The sequence below is a fragment of the Kitasatospora sp. NBC_01539 genome (assembly GCF_045040525.1).
In the GTDB taxonomy this organism is placed as follows: domain Bacteria; phylum Actinomycetota; class Actinomycetes; order Streptomycetales; family Streptomycetaceae; genus Kitasatospora.
This window is the reverse complement of the sequence record NZ_CP109390.1, coordinates 7,321,186-7,336,483: the sequence shown is the minus strand read 5'-3', so window position 1 is coordinate 7,336,483 and position 15,298 is coordinate 7,321,186. Positions and strand designations below refer to the sequence as shown.

Genomic DNA, 15,298 nt, shown 5'->3' with positions numbered 1-15,298 from the left:
GCTGATTGCCTGGTGGAGGCGGGCACCGACGGATGCACCGCCTCCCCTCACCACGCAAGGAGAACCCATGTCCCGTGTCCGCACGCTCGCCCTCGCCGGGGCCGCGGCCGCCGTCGGCCTCGCCCTCAGCGGCCTCACCACCCTCCCGGCCGACGCCGCGAGCGGCTGCTACGGCATCGGCGGAGGCCGCTACAACTGCCAGGTCTGGAAGACCGCGCCCTCGTACTTCGCGGGCGACGTCCGCGCCGGCACCCTCAACGCCGGCACCAACTACTTCTACTGCCAGGCCGTCGGCAGCGAGGTCGTCGACGGCCCCTACCGCAACCACTGGTGGGCGAAGACCGACGACGACAGCGGCAACAAAGGCGTGTGGGTCAACGTCGTCTACCTCTCCGGCGGCGACAACGACCAGCCGGTGCCGGGGCTGCCCACCTGCTGACCACGGCGGGGATCCCGTGCGGGGCCGGGTGCGGCTCAGCCCGTGTAGTCGGCGAGGTACCGCCTGACCTTCGCCGCGTGCGCCGCCACCCGCGCGGGCACCCCGCCCTCCTCCGCGACCGTCTTGTCGCTCGTCCGGTACCCGGCCGCGAGCAGGCCCGGCAGGTCGTCGTGCAGACCGCGCGCCTTCATCCGCTGGGCCAGCCAGCAGACGTACGACCCCATCGACACGATGGCGTCGGCGGGCTGCCGGTAGTCGGCCCGGCCGTCGCCGTCGCCGTCCTGCGCCCAGGCCCGGAACACCGAGGGCGTCCACATCGCGACGCCGTACTCGTCGGTCTCCGGGCGGGACGCCGCCGGGTCGAAGCCGCTCTCCGCCTTCACCATCGCGGCGAGCAGCGCCGGGGTCACCTCCGGTTCGGGGCAGCGGCGGGCCGCCCGGTCGATCGGCCCGCGCAGCGCGGCCGGCACGTCCGCCCCGGGCGGCAGCGCCCCCGGCGACCGGTCCCCCGCGACGGTCGGGCGTCCGGTCGGGCTTCCGGTCACGGCGGTACCGGTCGTACCGGCGGGCCCCGCCGTACCGGTCGCACCGGTCGGGAGCACCGCGACGGCCACTGCGGCCGCCGCGCCCGCGAGCGCCAGGCCGGCGGCCCACGCCGCCCGGCGGGCCGACCACGGGCGCGGCGGGCGGGCCCCGTCGGCGCCGTCCGCCCGGGCCGGGGCCGGCGGCAGCCGCGCGGCGAGCTCCCCGGCGTCCGCGGGCCGGTCCGTCCGGACCGGCGCGAGGCAGGCGGCGATCGGCGGACGCCACGGCCCCGGCACGCGCGCGTCCAGCCGCAGCGGCTCACGGCCGCGCGCGTACGCCTGCGCGGCGAGCGCCCGCGCCCGGGGCGTGGCCCCCGGGAAGGGGTGCAGGCCGGCCGCCAGCACCTGGTGCGCCAGCACCCCGAACGCCCACACGTCGGACGCCGGGCGCAGCGCCACCCCGCGGGCGCCGGTCCGCTCGGACCACCACTCCGGCGGCACGTGGTCCGGCGTGCCGAACGGCGCCGCGTACGCGTGCGTGCCCTCCAGCTCGGCGGTGAGCCCGAAGTCCGCGAGGCGCGCGCCGCCGTCGGCCATCAGCAGCACGTTGGCGGGCTTGAGGTCGCCGTGCACCCAGCCGTGCGCGTGCATGTGGGCGAGCCCTTCGCACACCTCGGCCAGCAGGCGCCCGGCCACGGCGGGCGGCAGCGGCGCACCGTCCGCGAGCAGGTCCGCGAGGCTCCGCTCGGCGCGTTCCATGACGAGCACCACGGCGCCGTCCAGCCCCGGCAGTTCCGGGTCGCGGACGGTGGCGGTGGCGAGGGTGCGGATCAGCCGCGGGTGCGCCAGCCTGCGGCCCGCCTCCGCCTCCCCGAGGGCGGCCGCGGCCGCGGCAGGGCTCAGCCCGCCCGGACGGCCCGCGGCGGGCAGGAACTTCGCGGCCGCGGGGGCGCCGTCCGCCAGCCGCTCGGCCGCGTGGACGGTGCCCCACGCTCCGGCCCCGATCCGGTCGGTGATCCGGTAGCCCGCCACGCGGTAGCCGTACGGCACCTCCGGGCCCGCGCCGGGCGGGGCGTCGCCGCTCACCGGGCGCTCAGGACCGGGGGCGGCGCGGGGGCAGCAGGACGAGGTGCTCCTCGCGGACCAGGTCGAACCGGAGCGCGAGCCCGACGAGTTCCTCGCGCTTGCGCAGGCCGCCGTCGCCCGGGACCAGCCGGAGCTTGCACTCCGCCAGGTAGTCGATGTGGTAGTTGACGGCGGACCGGGTGACGTCCCGGCAGGCCGGGTCCGCGCGCAGCCGTTCGACGACCTCGCCGACCCCGGGGACCGCCGCCGCGGTGGTGCCGCGCAACCGGGGCTCGCAGAGCGCCACCAGCACGAGGAAGTACTTCGCGGTGGCGTCCAGCGCGAACGGGCTGACGGTGCAGTCGCCCGGCGCCCGCTGCCGCACGGGGTCGAGATAGGCGTGCTGCGGGGCGAAGACCTTGAAGCGGCAGCCTCCCCCGAGCGAGGGCAGGACCACCCGTGAGAACTCGAACGGCACGGGCGCGCCCAGCCGTCCGGGCGCCACCTTCAGGTGCTCGCCCGCGCCCTCCAGGTTCTCCACCACGTACGTCGCCGAGCGGCTGAAGTTGGAGAGCCGCCAGTGGTCCTCGGCGGCCGTCACCTCGCCCGCGCGGCGCGAGACGCCCTGGTCGGGCAGCGGGATGGCGACCGGGCACGCGGGGGCGCCGCGGCCGAACTCCGCGGCGTCGCCGGGGCCCATGCGCAGCAGCGCGGGCGCACCCGGCGCGGCCCCCGGCCCGTCCGGAAGTTGCACGATCACGGTGTCCATACGCCCCCTCGACGGCCGGCTCGCACGGCTCCGCGGCGCCGCCCCGGGGGGACCGGGGACGTCCGCGACCCGGTCACACAGTGTGTCAGAAAACGTACGCTGCGTGTGCGACGTTTCCGCCGGGGACGGCCGGGGCGTCGCGGGGCGGTCAGGGCGCAGCGGGGTGGCCGGGGCGCCCTGCGGTGGTCAGGGCGCCGCGGGGCGGTCAGGGCGTCGCGGGCGGCAGGTGCACCGTCATGATCAGGTCGCAGGGCCCGTCGCCCGCGCCGCGGTAGGCGTGCCCGACGTCGGCGCCGAAGGTGGCGCTCGCACCGGCGACCAGCGGGTGCCCGACGCCGCCGACCTCCAGGACCATCCGCCCGGCGGTCACGGTGAGCGTCTCGGTCACGCCCGCCGGGTGCGGATGGCTCTCGTACACCTCGCCGGGGTGCAGCCGCCAGTGCCACAGCTCGACCTGGGCCGGGCCGGGGGTGGTGAGGACGAGCCGCGCCCAGCCGCCGCCCTCCCCCGTCCACAGCGGGGCGGCGGCGGCACCGTCGACGATCTGCACCCGGCCCTGCCGGGGTTCGTCCACCAGGTCGGAGACCGCCAGGCCGAGGGCGTCCGCGAGCCGCACCAGGGTGCCCAGGTTGGGGTTGCCCTGGGCGTTCTCCAGGCCCACCAGCGCACCCTTGCTGACCTGGGCGCGCACGCTCAGCTGCTCCAGCGACAGGCCCGCCCGCGCGCGGGCGGCCCGCACGTTGCGCGCCACCGTCCGCAGTGTCAGCGACACCTCGGCCACCGGACCACCCCTTGCCGTGTCGGCCTCGTCCTCGGTCGCCCCAATGTACCCTCCGGTCGGAGCAGTGCACCCCTTCGGTCATTCGAATGTAGACTCAGGTCGGTCCGATGAACCGAAAGGGGCCGCCCGTGCTCGCCGTCCTCCTGGCCCTGGGCAGCTCCCTCGCCTACGGGTGCTCCGACTTCCTCGGCGGCCTCGGCGCCCGGCGCGCCCACGTGCTGCGCACGGTGATGGTCGCCGCGCCCGTCAGCCTCGCGGTCGAGCTCCTGCTGTGGCCCCTCCTCGGCGCCACCTGGAGCGCCCCCGCCCTCGGCTGGGGCGCCGCCTCCGGGCTCGCCTCCGCCGCCGCGTTCGCCCTGCTCTACCGCACCCTGGCGATCGGCCCGATGAGCGTGCTCTCGCCGGTGAGCGCGGTGGTCTCCGCGGCACTGCCGGTCGGCGTCGGACTCGCCCTGGGCGAGCACCTGGGGGCCGCGGCCGTCCTCGGGATCGCCCTCGCCCTCGTCGCCGTCGTGCTGGTCGCCGGGCCCGGCAGCGACCGGGACACCGGACCCGGCCACCCGCCCGCACGCCCCGGGCGCAGCGCGCTGCTGCTCGCCGTCGCCGCGGGCACGGCCATCGCCCTGCAGCTCGTCTGCCTCGACCGGGCCCCCACCGACAGCGGCCTGGCCCCGCTCATCACCGGCCGCGCCGTCTCCTCCGTCGTGACCGTGGCGGCGGCACTCCTGCTGCACCGGCGACTGGGCCCGGAACGGCCCTCGCTGCCGATCGCCGCCGGTGCGGGCGCGCTGGACTCCCTCGCCAACCTCGCCTTCCTGCTGGCGGTCCGCAGCGGCGACCTGGCAGTCGTCGCCGTCATCACCGCCCTCTACCCGGCCGGCACCGTACTGCTCGCCCGTACCGTGCTCGCCGAACGACTCGGCCGCGCCCAGCTGGTCGGCCTCGGGACCGCCGCCGCCTCGGTCTGCCTGCTGGCCCTCGGCTGAGCCGCCGCCCGGCCCCCGGGTGTCCTGAGGCCCGGTTGCCGGTACGAGGGCGCGAGGGGCACGGCGGCACAACGGTCCGGCCCGCCGGGTGGCGGGCCGGACCGGATGAACGGGTGGGGTGCCCGGCCGGGGTCAGAAGGCCAGGATCCGGCCGACCGCGAAACCTGCGCAGGCGACCACCAGCAGGCCGATGAGCAGCAGCGGGATCCAGCCGGGCCAGGCGTCGTGCAGCTCGACCCGCTCGGGCGTCGAGATGGCGTGACAGGTGGACGCCTCGCACTCCGGGGTCTCGGTGGGACGGACCGCGGGCACCGCGAGCGGGCGCGGGAGGGGAGACGAGAGGGGAACGGACGCGATCGACATGACGGCCTCCACAGGCCGGGTGAGGTGACCTCTCCACTCTCCCGCGGGGGCGGCGGCGGGGTGACCTGCATCGTTCACGCACCGGCTCGGACACCCGGCCGCACTCCGCAGCCGCACTCCGCAGCCGAAATCCCGGGCCGACTTCCCCGGCCCTCACCTGCGCACCCGCCGCCCGCCGCCCCGCCGTCCCCCTGCCCCACCTCCGGCCCGGTCAGCTCTCGGCCGGGTAGCTCCGGATGACCTTGCCCTTGAGGTCCGCGGCGAGATAGCCGCTGCCGTACTCGTCACCGATGTAGATCGACAGGCTCTTCACGTCGTCGAAGAAGAACGTCGGGTCGATCGAGAGGTAGCGGGTGGTGGGCTTCGGCACGTTGAGGGTCTCCTCGCCCTTCTTGAACAGGCCGGGGACGAGATCCCAGTTGTAGACGGTCAGGTCGACGGGCTTCTCGTCGCCGATCTGCGTGCTGCCGTGGCGCTTGGTGGCGGCGCCGTTGCGGTAGTCGACGTAGTCGTACTGCTTGGACCCGGGCGCCTTCGGCACCTCGGCGATCGCGTAGGTGGGGTAGACCACCAGGCTGTAGACCTCGGTGGTGCCGGCCGTCTGCTTGATCGCTTCGACCACGGCGCGCAGGCCGGCCGGGGTGTGGAGGTTCTTGGCGTCCGCAGGCGGTGCGGCCGTCCGCGAGGCGCCGGCCTTCGAGGTCGCCGCGGCCGGCGACGCCCCGCCGGACGCCGTACCGCCGGAGCCCGTGCCGCCGCCTGTGGAGCTGCCGGCCGAGGACGTGGAGAGGCCCTGGTTGCCGCCCTGGTTCGAGGCGTTGCCGTCGGACCGGAGCGACCAGGCCAGGCCGCCGGCGAGGACCACGCCCGCCACGGAGACCGCCACCATCGCCGTACGGCTGCGACGGGCCGGCGCGGCCGGGAACGGCCCGGTGTGCGCACCGCTGTCCGAGACGCCGTACGGGCCGGGCGACGGCGCGTAGGAGGGGTGGCCGGCCTGCGCGTTCCACGGGTTCGTCGGGCCGGTCTGCGAGGGGTGGCCATAGCCGCCGGGGGCGCCGCCGCCGAGCGGCATCTCGCCGTAGGGCGCGACCGGGTGCGCCGGGCCGGCCGTCGGGGCGTCCGCGCCGTGGCCGTTCGGGCCGGTGTACACGTTCGTACCGGTGTGGACGTTGGGGCCGGTGTGAACGTTGGGGCCGGAGTGGACGTTCGGGCCGGAGTGCGCGCCCGGGTCCGGCTTCGCGAACGGTGCGGCGGACGGGCCCGGGCCCAGGTTGTCGAGCGAGGTGGGCGTCCAGCCGGCGGACGGCGCCGACCCGCCCTGCTCCGCGGCGGCGAGCAGCCGGTCGAGCGTCTCGGCGTCGGGCCGGGCGGCCGGGTCGCGGGCGAGCAGCGAGGAGAGCAGCGGCCCCAGCCGGCCCGAGCGGACCGGCGGCGGGAGCGTCTCGTCCAGCACCGCGGCGAGGGTCGCCAGCGTGGTGGCGCGGCGCAGCGGGTGGTGGCCCTCCACGGCGACGTACAGCATCATGCCGAGCGACCACAGGTCGGAGGAGGGGTTGCCCTCCTGGCCGCGGATGCGTTCGGGGGCGATGTACTCGGGCGAACCGATCAGCGAGCCGGTCGCGGTGAGGGCGGTGGCGCCCTGCATCGCCGCGATGCCGAAGTCGGTGAGCACGGGTGTGCCGTCGGTGCGCAGCAGGACGTTGCCGGGCTTGACGTCGCGGTGCTGGATGCCGGCCGCGTGGGCGGCCCGCAGGGCGGAGAGCACGCCGCGGCCGATCCGGGCGGCCTCCGGCACGGTGAGCGGGCCCTGCTCCAGCCGGTCCGCGAGGCTGCCGCCCCCGACCAGCTCCATGACGAGCCACGGGTGCGGGTGTTCGGGGCTGTCGACGATGTGATGGATGATCACGACATGGGGGTGCTGCAGCCGGGCGAGCGCCCGTGCCTCGCGCAGGACCCGCTCGCGCAGTTCCAGGGCCCCCGCCGGGTCGGCGGCGGCCATGGCCGGGTCGGGCGGCCGCACCTCCTTGAGCGCCACCTCGCGGTGCAGCGCGTTGTCGCGGGCCCGCCAGACGAGGCCCATGCCTCCGCCCCCGAGGCGTTGCAGCAGTTCGAAACGGCCGTCGATGAGCCGTGATTCGGGCCCCCCAGTGTTCATGCCCGCCATGGTAGGAGACGGCACGGACCGTCGGTGCCCCCGGGAGCGGGCGTCCGGGCCCCGGGCCCCGGCCACGGGCCTGCTTCGTGTGCGGCACTCGGGGTGCCGGGGCACGGCGACGCCTCGGGCGGCCCGCGGCTCTCGGCCGCGACCCTCCGCCTCCGGGGCGCCCGATCTCCGGCCTCCGACGGCCGGTCCCGCCGCCGGCCCTGTACGCCGACCCGGTCCCGGCCCTGTACGCCGGCCTTGTCCGCCGGCCTTGTCCGTCAGCCCGGGAGTCCTCCGAGTTCGGCGGTGCGGTTGCGCCGGATGTCGGCGGCGAGGGCGCGGACGTCCTGTCGGCTGCCCGCGGTGTTCTCGGCCTCGGCGAGGTGCACCGACTGTTCCAGGTATTCGCGCAGGTGCGTGGTGGCGAGGCGGTCGAAGGCCGCGCCCTGCTCCTTCTCGACGGCGGCGTACTCGGCGGCGGTGGTCATGCCCGGCATGTCGTGGCCCTCGTGCGGGTTGGCGCCGCTCGCCCCGGCCTGCGCGATGAGCGCGCGGAGGCGGCCGAGGTCGGCGGTGTCGTCCCGGGTGACGGTGTCGGCGAGGGCCCGCAGTTCGGGCGACGCGGACCGGGTGGTGACGAGTCCGGCGAGGTGGACGGCCTGCTCGGTCATGGGCGCGGCGAGTTGGAGCCAGGCCACGTCGGTCGGGTTGAACGGTGCGGCGGAGGCGGTGCCCCCGGCGTCCGGTGCGGCCGGTCCGCCGCCGGGCCGGGCGACGGCCACCAGGCCGCCGCACAGGGCGAGCGCGGCCACGGCCGCGCCGACGAATGCTCTTCTCATCGGGTCCCCTCCCCGGGGATGGCAGGTCGGGCGGGGCCCGGGCGGGACGTCGCCGTCCCGCCCGGGCCCCGGGTGTGCGGTCGAACCGTCACGGACGGCCGTCGGCACCGCACTTGACGATCGGGTTGATGCAGTCGCGGACGCGCCGCTCCATCTCGGCGGCGGGCCACACGTTGAAGAAGTCACCGTGCATCGTGTAGCCGGGCCCGGAGGCGAGCCGCAGCCGGGACGGGTCTCCGGTGACCGGGTAGCGCAGCACCTGACGGAGCTTGGGCACCGGCACCGGGTGGGTGGCCGGGCAGGCCCCGCCGACGGGGTACGCCATGTGGCTCTTGTGGTCGGCCGAGTCGAGGTCCTTGCCGTTCCAGCACTGCGGGAAGTCGAGGTACGACTCCAGCATCGTGCCGGCCGGGCAGTTCACGAAGTCGTGCGACGGGTTGACCTGGCCGGCCCACAGGCAGGACCAGCGGGAGATGGTGTTGTCGTCCGGGCCGGTGGACTTGGCGTTGCCCGCGACGATGCGCAGACCGCGGGGGAACGGCTGGGTGTTGGCGATGACGTCGTCGCGCACGCCCTCGCCGAGGTAGTAGAAGGTGGTGCCGGTGGGCTCGACCGGCACGTTGTCGGCGTACAGGGTGGGCACCCAGTACGAGGAGATGTCGGCGACCGGGTTGCACGTGCCGCCGGCCGTCTCCAGGCTTCCGAGGTTGGAGTTGCCGTTGGTGGCGTTGTTGCCGAAGAAGCTGTGCATGTGCGAGGCGCCGGGCAGGCCGGGGAAGACGATCGGGTCGTCCGGCAGGCGGTGGCTGTACGGGCAGTCCGCGAGGAACTCGGCGACCCGGACGGCGCCCGGCGGCACGGTCTGCGTGCCGAGTGCGCCGAACACCTGGAACTCCCAGAGCGATACGCCCCAGGCGGTGGCCCGCGTGGTGGCGAGCACCCGCACGTACCGGCCGGTGGCCGACAGGTCGAGGGTCTGCCGGCCGCCGGTGGCACCGGCGACCACGCGGACGGTGACCCAGCTCGTGCCGGTCGCGGAGACCTGCACCTGGTAGGCGCTGGCGTAGGCGGCCTCCCAGTCGAGCACGATCCGGTTGATCGAGGCGTTGGCGCCGAGGTCGACCTGGATCCACTGGTTGTCGGCGGCCGAACTCGACCAGCGCGTGCCGCCGTTGCCGTCGACCGCGAGGCCGGCGGGGTAGGCGGCGTTCTCCAGGGAGGAGGCGGTGACCGGGCGGCCCTGCGAGATCGGGGTGTCGGCTGCCTGGGCCTGGACGACCGTGCCGGTCAGCACCGCCGCGGCGGTGAGGACGGCGGCGAGGAGCCCGGCCAGCCGCCGGCGGGCGGGGGTGCGGAGGCGGGGCAGGGTGGGCGGACGCGGGTGTGCACGCGGTCGTGACCGCAGGCCGAAGGACGACCTCATGGCTCTCCAATCGGGTGGGGGAAGGAGCCTGAAGGTGCGGTGTGCGATGGTGCGGCGAGTGTTGGGGCTCACCGAGAGAGCGCTCTCTGACGGGAAGATAGGAGGCCCTGCGGACACTGTCAAGACATCCTGAAGATGCTCCGTCAACGCCCCATCGGCTCCCCGCAGGCCGTACGATCCGGGGGAGCGCTCTCCCGGACGCCCCGGTCAACGGCCCGGTCAACGACCCACCGGCGGCGCCCCGGGCCACGGAAGCACGCCCCACCAGCGGCGCACCGGCCCGTCCCGGCTCCCCCGGGAACGACGGAAGGCGGCACCTCCGCACGGGGAGGTGCCGCCTCGGGGCCCGTGGCCGACTGCCGGGCTACGTGCCGTTCCTGTCCGGATCCACCGCGAGCGTGATGACGCCGAGGTAGCCGTCGCCGTCCTCGGTGATCTTGAGCAGCATGCCCGGCTTGTAGATGCCGTCGCCGTCGTTGAAGGTGTCGCGGCCGGTGTGCACGGCGTACGGCGCCTTCGCGAAGACCGCCGAGTTGAGCTTCTCGTCCATCATCAGCTGCGTGGTGAGGGTGCGTTCGTCGTTCACGTGCACCATCGCGTGGACGTGCACCGTGCGCCCGCGGTACCAGCCGGGCCAGATCGTGGTGAACTCGACGATGCCGTCCTTGTTGGTCACCTGGGCCCCGCGCAGGTAACGCTTGTCGTCCTTCGGGGTGAGGTCGCCCTGGTCGCCGGCACCGCCCGCTCCCCCGGCACCGCCGGCGCCACCGGGCGCACCGGACGGCATCCCCGAGGGCATGCCCGACGGCGGCGTGCCGCCGGGGCCGCCGCCCGGGCCACCGGACGGCATCCCACCCGGCGCCCCGCCCTCCGGTGCACCGGAGGGCATCGCGCCACCACCACCGCCACCGCCGCCGGAGAGGCTCTCGGCGCCGGAGTAGAGCCCGTCGGCGTCGCAGTGCCAGATCTCCACCACGGCGTTCGGCAGGGCCGCGCAGCTCTCGCTGTCCTGCACCCGCAGCGCCAGCTTGAGCCGCGTGCCCTTGCGGTCCTCGCGGATGTCGGCGCGGATCCTGTCCGCGTCGAAGTAGTACGGGCCCTGTGTGGTGGAGGCCGTGAGCGTACAGGTGTTGGAGCCCGCGAAGAGCCCGGTCAGGTCCTCGGCGGTCGACGACTGGGGCGAGATGCCGACACTCACGCCGTCCGACGCGGTCGCGGTGGTGCTGCCGCTCCTGCCGCACGCCGCGAGGAGGGCCCCGAGGCCGATGCTGCTGATACCGGCCAGGGCCGTCCGGCGGCTGACGCGCCGGCCCTCGTCGTGGTCATGTTCCATGGGCCGAAGCTAAGGACGGCGGATGAGATCTTCCTGTGGACACTCTCGACCCTCCATGAGAAGCCCGCCAGGTCCACCCCGGGGGAGGCGACGGCGGCCACCGCGGGCCCGGAGTCGACGGCGGCACCGCGCCGGAGGCGGAACCGGCGCCACGTCAGCAGGGCTTGCGCCAGGCGTCGAGTTCGAGGTGCTTGGTCATGGAGCTGAGACCGAGCTGCCGGCTCCGCGCGCAGTACCGGTCGTTGGGGGTGGTGTACTCGACGTGGAAGACCGCCTTGCCGGCCGCGATGAACGGCCTGAGCGCGTCGCACTCGTCGAACTCGGCGCACTGCTCGTTGACGGCGAAGTCGAAATCGCCGACGAGGGAAGGGATCTGGTCGAGGTCGTTCTTCAGCCCGACGGCGAGGCCGCGGTCGTGGGCGAGCTTGGCGATCGCCCGGTTGTAGGCGAGCTGGTCGACCGCGCTGATCTTGAAGCCGGTGTCGGCGTGGTAGTTCTCGACGAGGTCGGGCTCGACGGCGTCGAAGCCCTTCGCGCGGCACATGTCGAAGCGGCGGGCCATGAGCGGCAGCAGGACGTCCGTGCGGCGGACGTCGAGGGAGGCCTCGCCCTTCCAGCCGTTGCCCTCGCCGCGGACGGCGGCGGGGAAGTCCCCGGCGTCGCTGCGGTAGTCCTCGTACGCGCCGACGTTGACGTAGCAGATGACCTTGCGGCCCTGGGCGTGCAGCCGCGCGACGGTGGCGGCGTCGTTCTCGAAGCCGTCGATGTCGTAGACCGGCACGTCGACGCCGGTGTCGACGCGGCCGTCGAGCTGCCACTGCCAGGCGGTGCCGGGCCGGGGCTGCCAGCGGGCCCGGGCGGGTGGCGGGTGGGAGCCGGCGGTGCCGCCGGTGGCGGATCCGCCGGGCACCGGGGAGCTGCCGGCCGGGGACGGCGAGGACGGGCCGGGCGAGGCGCTCGCGGCGCCGGACGCGCTGCCGGCACCCGTGCCGGTGGGTGCGGCGGTGACGGTGTCCGGCGCGGGGGCGGCCCCGTCGTCGTCGCCGGCGGAGGAGCAGCCGGCGAGGGCGAGCAGCAGGGCCGCGGCGACGGCGGTGGCGGGTGCGGCGGTGCGGGTCCGGCGGGTCGTCACGGGCTCTCCGTCGTCGGGGCGGGTGTCGTCGCGGCCAGCGCCGGGACCGGCGCCAGGACGGGTGACAGGGTGCTCCACGGATTGTCCCCCGTGCCGTGGGTGGCGTAGTGCAGGGCCGCGCCGCGCAGGCGCGCCTCGCTGGCCACGGCGCGCACCCGGCCGGGCGGGACGCCGTGCACGAGGTGGCAGAAGCGTTCCGCCGGGTGGTCGAGCGTCCAGCGCGGCACCCGGTCGCTCTCGTACGCGTCCCAGTCGCCCTCGAAGGTGACGAGGACGTCGGCGACGTCGTCCGCGGCGTACGCCGGGTCCGGGTGGGTGCCGTGGCCGAGCACGACCGTCCCGCAGCCCAGGGCGCGGGCGGCGACGGTGAGCCGCCGCTGGTGCGGCAGGAACGCCGGGTCGGTGGGCGCCTGGTCGAAGTAGACGCCGTCCGTGCCGTACCAGTCGCGGTGGCGCAGCAGGTCGTCGGTGACGGCGGCGTGCGGGCGCTGCCCGTAGGCGGTGTCGGCGTATCCGAGGATGCGGACGCCGGCCTCGCGGAGCTCCGCGAAGGGTTCGGCGAACACCGGGTCAGGGGCGGTGCCCGGGCCGTCGGCGGCGTTCAGCACGACGGCGTACAGGCGCGGTGCGGCCCGTACGAGGGCCCGCCAGGCGGACGGGTCCTCGGCGGGGTGCACGTAGAGGGGGACGAGGAGTCGCTCCATCAGAAGGTGGGCTCCCGGGTGTCCTTCAGGCTGTGCCACAGGTCGGCCAGCGAGTCGGCGAGCGGGATCAGCGGCTCCCAGCCGAGGCCGCGGGCGGTGGTGATGTCGGCCTGCTGCCAGGAGACGGCGGCGGAGCGTTCGGAGCCGGCGCCGTGCTCCTCGATGCGGCCGCGGAACCCGGCGGCCTCGGCGAGGGCGCGGGCGGCGTCGCGGACGGGCCGGGCGGCGCCTCCGGCGATGTTGACGACGGGCGGCAGCGGGCCGGTGGCGGTGAGGACGGCGGACACCGCGCGGGCCACGTCGCGGGCGTCGACGAAGTCGCGGTGCGCGGAGAGGTCGCCGACGGTGACGGTGCCGTCCGGGCCTGCGCGACGGATCTCGGCGGCGAGCCGGCCGGGCAGCGAGGCGGCGGGGGCGCCGGGCCCGACCGGGTTGAACACCCGCAGCACGACGGCGTCCTGGCCCGCGGCGGCGGCCTCGGTGACGGCCAGCGTGCCGGCGAGCTTGGTGGCGCCGTACAGGCCGCCGGGACAGGCGGGGGCCTGCTCGTCGAGCGACGTGCCGTGCGGGCAGGCGCCGTACTCGGCGGCGGAGCCGAGGTGCACGAGGCGGCTCGCGGGCAGGGCGGTGCGCAGGGCGGCGGCGAGCACGGCGGGGCCGCGCGCGTTGAGGCCGGTCTGCCGCAGTCCGTCGCCGGTGACGGCGCCCGCGCAGTTGACGACGGCCGCGGGGCGCAGCTCGGCGAGCAGGGCGGCGAGGGCGGCCGGGGTCGCCTCGGCGAGGTCGAGGGCGACGTCGGCGGTGGCGGTGCGGCCGGCGCGGACCACCCGCGCGCCCGGGAGGGCGCGCAGGTGGTCCGTGATGTGGCCGCCCAGGAAGCCGGTGGCTCCCAGGACGAGGACGTCCATCGGTCAGGCACCCCGCAGCAGGAGGTCGCGGTGCTCGTGGAAGTCGGCGTTGGCGCGGTCGTAGTCGTCGGGGCGGCCGATGTCGAGCCAGTAGCCGTCGAACTCGTAGGCCTGCGGCGGGGTGCCGGCGGCGAGCAGGTCGAGGACGAGGTCGTCGAAGCCGAGCGGCCGGCCGGGGGTGTACCGGGCGAGGGTGGTGCGGGAGAGGCCGTAGACGCCCATCGAGACGTGGTAGTCCATGCTGGGCTTCTCGCGGAACTCGGTGACCCGGCCGTGCTCGGTGGTGAGGACGCCGAAGTCGATGTTGACCTTGCGGGCGTAGGTGGCGATGGTGAGCGGCGCCTCGGAGTCGATGTGCTGCTTGAGGACGTCGCCGTAGGGCAGGTCGGTGAGGACGTCGCCGTTCATGACGAGGAACTGCTCGGGGAGCCGGTCGAGCATGGTGAGCAGCGGGCCCATGGTGCCGAGCGGGCTGTCCTCGCTGGTGTAGGTGACGTCGAGGCCCCACTGGGAGCCGTCGCCGACGTAGGCGCGGATGATGTGGCCGAGGTGGCCGATGGCGAGGGTGCAGCTCTCGAAGCCGGCCGCGGCGAGCTGCCGCATGACGATTTCGAGGATGGCGTGCTGGTCGCCGATCGGCACCAGCGGCTTGGGCAGCGCCGTGGTGTACGGGCGCAGGCGTACGCCCTTGCCGCCGGCCAGGATGACAACGTGCATGCTGGTGCTCCTTGTCTGGGGTGCGGTGGGTGCGGGCGCCGGGGTCAGACGTTGTACAGGTCGGTCTTGTAGCGGGCCAGGTTCGCCGGGTCGCGGAAGAACGCGATGGTGGCGAGCAGGCCGTCCTCCAGCGAGTGGGCGGGGGCCCAGCCGGTGGCGGTGCGCAGCCGGGTGGCGTCGGCGACGAGGCGCATGACCTCGGAGGCGGCGGGCCGGATGCGGTCGGTGTCCTCGCGGACCGTCAGGTCGGCGTCCATGAGCTTGCCGATCAGGGAGACGAGGTCGCCGACGGAGATCTCCCCGCCGGTGCCCGCGTTGAAGGTGCGGCCGACGACCTGCTCGGCGGGGGCGGTGCCGACGGTCGCGAAGGCGGCCGCGGTGTCCTTGACGTAGAGGAAGTCGCGGGTGGGCCGGAGGTCGCCGAGGGTGATGGTGCGCTCCCCCGCGGCGACCTGGCCGATGACGGTGGGGATGACGGCGCGCATCGACTGCCGCGGCCCGAAGGTGTTGAACGGGCGCAGCGTCACGACCGGGGTCTCGAAGCTCGCGTGGTAGCTGTCCGCGAGGCGGTCGCCGCCGGCCTTGGAGGCGGCGTACGGCGACTGCGTGTTGATCGGGTGGTCCTCGGTGATCGGCACGGTCTGCGCGGTGCCGTACGTCTCGCTGGTGGAGGTGTGGACGAGCCGCGGGATGTCGAGGTGGCGGACGGCCTCCAGCACGTTGAGGGTGCCGGTGACGTTGGTCTCCACGTACGAGTGCGGGGCCCGGTAGGAGTACGGGATCGCGATGAGCGCGGCCAGGTGGTAGACCGCGTCGGTGCCCTTGACGAGGCCGGTCACCGAGCCGGGGTCGCGGACGTCGCCGAGGACGATCTCGACGTGGTCGAGGATCTCGGCCGGGAGCGTCTCCAGCCAGCCGAACGACGAGAAGGAGTTGTACTGGACCATCGCGCGGACCCGGTGACCGCCGGTGACCAGGGTCTCGACGAGATGGGACCCGATGAAGCCCTCGGCGCCGGTGACGGCGGCCAGGGGGTTGCCGGTGGTGCTGCTGCTCATGGCGAGCCTCCGATGTGTGGGAACGCGGATTCGGCGGGCGGCCCGGGCGCGCGCGGCGCGTTCGGGCGGGGCGTGCCGGGCGGGGCGGCGGTGGCCGGCGTGTGCCGGCGC

At 75.4% G+C, this 15,298-nt stretch carries 15 protein-coding genes; 2 read left to right on the top strand and 13 right to left on the bottom strand.

All coding sequences use genetic code 11. The features are described 5' to 3' along the window. Positions 1 to 67: 67 nt before the first annotated feature. On the top strand, positions 68 to 439 hold the full coding sequence (locus OG335_RS31855; protein ID WP_405014594.1) for a hypothetical protein: 372 nt from the start codon (positions 68 to 70) through the stop codon (positions 437 to 439). 35 nt (positions 440 to 474) lie between these two features. Here the strand turns inward: OG335_RS31855 and OG335_RS31850 are convergent, their stop codons facing one another. The 3 genes from OG335_RS31850 to OG335_RS31840 all read right to left on the bottom strand — a co-directional run bounded on the left by OG335_RS31850 (position 475) and on the right by OG335_RS31840 (position 3,578). After that, positions 475 to 2,049 carry a protein kinase domain-containing protein gene (locus tag OG335_RS31850; RefSeq protein ID WP_405014593.1) on the bottom strand — a complete coding sequence of 525 codons (1,575 nt, stop codon included), beginning with the start codon at positions 2,047 to 2,049 and terminating at the stop codon, positions 475 to 477. Positions 2,050 to 2,056: 7 nt separating this feature from the next. After that, positions 2,057 to 2,797, bottom strand: coding sequence for a serine/threonine protein kinase (locus OG335_RS31845; protein ID WP_405014592.1), 741 nt, complete (start codon positions 2,795 to 2,797; stop codon positions 2,057 to 2,059). 205 nt (positions 2,798 to 3,002) lie between these two features. After that, positions 3,003 to 3,578: a helix-turn-helix domain-containing protein gene (locus tag OG335_RS31840; protein WP_405014591.1), complete on the bottom strand. Its 576-nt coding sequence runs from the start codon at positions 3,576 to 3,578 to the stop codon at positions 3,003 to 3,005. A gap of 128 nt (positions 3,579 to 3,706) precedes the next feature. Here OG335_RS31840 and OG335_RS31835 point away from each other — a divergent pair, with 128 nt between their 5' ends. Continuing rightward, positions 3,707 to 4,564 (top strand): EamA family transporter, encoded by an 858-nt coding sequence (locus OG335_RS31835; protein WP_405015596.1) that lies wholly within the window; start codon positions 3,707 to 3,709, stop codon positions 4,562 to 4,564. Positions 4,565 to 4,696: 132 nt separating this feature from the next. Here OG335_RS31835 and OG335_RS31830 read toward each other — a convergent pair whose 3' ends face one another. The 10 genes from OG335_RS31830 to OG335_RS31785 form a co-directional block, all read right to left on the bottom strand. Continuing rightward, positions 4,697 to 4,927, bottom strand: a complete 231-nt coding sequence (locus OG335_RS31830) for a DUF6480 family protein (RefSeq protein WP_405014590.1) — start codon at positions 4,925 to 4,927, stop codon at positions 4,697 to 4,699. Between the two features lie 211 nt (positions 4,928 to 5,138). After that, complete coding sequence (locus tag OG335_RS31825) at positions 5,139 to 7,085, bottom strand: protein kinase domain-containing protein (RefSeq protein ID WP_405014589.1); 1,947 nt, start codon at positions 7,083 to 7,085, stop codon at positions 5,139 to 5,141. 266 nt (positions 7,086 to 7,351) lie between these two features. Further along, a complete protein-coding gene (locus tag OG335_RS31820) occupies positions 7,352 to 7,912 on the bottom strand; it encodes a DUF305 domain-containing protein (protein ID WP_405014588.1) in 561 nt (186 codons plus the stop codon). Positions 7,913 to 8,000: 88 nt separating this feature from the next. Next, positions 8,001 to 9,335, bottom strand: a complete 1,335-nt coding sequence (locus OG335_RS31815) for a DUF1996 domain-containing protein (RefSeq protein ID WP_405014587.1) — start codon at positions 9,333 to 9,335, stop codon at positions 8,001 to 8,003. Between the two features lie 364 nt (positions 9,336 to 9,699). Continuing rightward, positions 9,700 to 10,668 (bottom strand): protocatechuate dioxygenase, encoded by a 969-nt coding sequence (locus OG335_RS31810; RefSeq protein ID WP_405014586.1) that lies wholly within the window; start codon positions 10,666 to 10,668, stop codon positions 9,700 to 9,702. 154 nt (positions 10,669 to 10,822) lie between these two features. Next, positions 10,823 to 11,800, bottom strand: a complete 978-nt coding sequence (locus OG335_RS31805; RefSeq protein WP_405014585.1) for an endo alpha-1,4 polygalactosaminidase — start codon at positions 11,798 to 11,800, stop codon at positions 10,823 to 10,825. Next, on the bottom strand, positions 11,797 to 12,504 hold the full coding sequence (locus OG335_RS31800; RefSeq protein ID WP_405014584.1) for a spherulation-specific family 4 protein: 708 nt from the start codon (positions 12,502 to 12,504) through the stop codon (positions 11,797 to 11,799). Before OG335_RS31800 ends, OG335_RS31805 begins: the two co-directional genes overlap by 4 nt. Further along, positions 12,504 to 13,412 (bottom strand): NAD-dependent epimerase/dehydratase family protein, encoded by a 909-nt coding sequence (locus OG335_RS31795; protein WP_405014583.1) that lies wholly within the window; start codon positions 13,410 to 13,412, stop codon positions 12,504 to 12,506. The genes OG335_RS31800 and OG335_RS31795 overlap by 1 nt, the downstream gene beginning before the upstream one ends. A 3-nt stretch (positions 13,413 to 13,415) precedes the next feature. Beyond that, complete coding sequence (locus tag OG335_RS31790; protein ID WP_405014582.1) at positions 13,416 to 14,129, bottom strand: sugar phosphate nucleotidyltransferase; 714 nt, start codon at positions 14,127 to 14,129, stop codon at positions 13,416 to 13,418. Positions 14,130 to 14,173: 44 nt separating this feature from the next. After that, positions 14,174 to 15,187 (bottom strand): GDP-mannose 4,6-dehydratase, encoded by a 1,014-nt coding sequence (locus tag OG335_RS31785; RefSeq protein WP_405014581.1) that lies wholly within the window; start codon positions 15,185 to 15,187, stop codon positions 14,174 to 14,176. Positions 15,188 to 15,298 lie beyond the last annotated feature (111 nt).

Excerpts from the sequence above, each read along its gene's own strand:
- OG335_RS31855 (WP_405014594.1), top strand. The coding sequence starts at position 68 with ATGTCCCGTGTCCGCACGCTCGCCCTCGCCGGGGCCGCGGCCGCCGTC.
- OG335_RS31845 (WP_405014592.1), bottom strand. The coding sequence starts at position 2,797 with ATGGACACCGTGATCGTGCAACTTCCGGACGGGCCGGGGGCCGCGCCG.
- OG335_RS31830 (WP_405014590.1), bottom strand. The coding sequence starts at position 4,927 with ATGTCGATCGCGTCCGTTCCCCTCTCGTCTCCCCTCCCGCGCCCGCTC.
- OG335_RS31825 (WP_405014589.1), bottom strand. The coding sequence starts at position 7,085 with ATGAACACTGGGGGGCCCGAATCACGGCTCATCGACGGCCGTTTCGAA.
- OG335_RS31820 (WP_405014588.1), bottom strand. The coding sequence starts at position 7,912 with ATGAGAAGAGCATTCGTCGGCGCGGCCGTGGCCGCGCTCGCCCTGTGC.
- OG335_RS31815 (WP_405014587.1), bottom strand. The coding sequence starts at position 9,335 with ATGAGGTCGTCCTTCGGCCTGCGGTCACGACCGCGTGCACACCCGCGT.
- OG335_RS31810 (WP_405014586.1), bottom strand. The coding sequence starts at position 10,668 with ATGGAACATGACCACGACGAGGGCCGGCGCGTCAGCCGCCGGACGGCC.
- OG335_RS31800 (WP_405014584.1), bottom strand. The coding sequence starts at position 12,504 with ATGGAGCGACTCCTCGTCCCCCTCTACGTGCACCCCGCCGAGGACCCG.
- OG335_RS31795 (WP_405014583.1), bottom strand. The coding sequence starts at position 13,412 with ATGGACGTCCTCGTCCTGGGAGCCACCGGCTTCCTGGGCGGCCACATC.
- OG335_RS31790 (WP_405014582.1), bottom strand. The coding sequence starts at position 14,129 with ATGCACGTTGTCATCCTGGCCGGCGGCAAGGGCGTACGCCTGCGCCCG.
- OG335_RS31785 (WP_405014581.1), bottom strand. The coding sequence starts at position 15,187 with ATGAGCAGCAGCACCACCGGCAACCCCCTGGCCGCCGTCACCGGCGCC.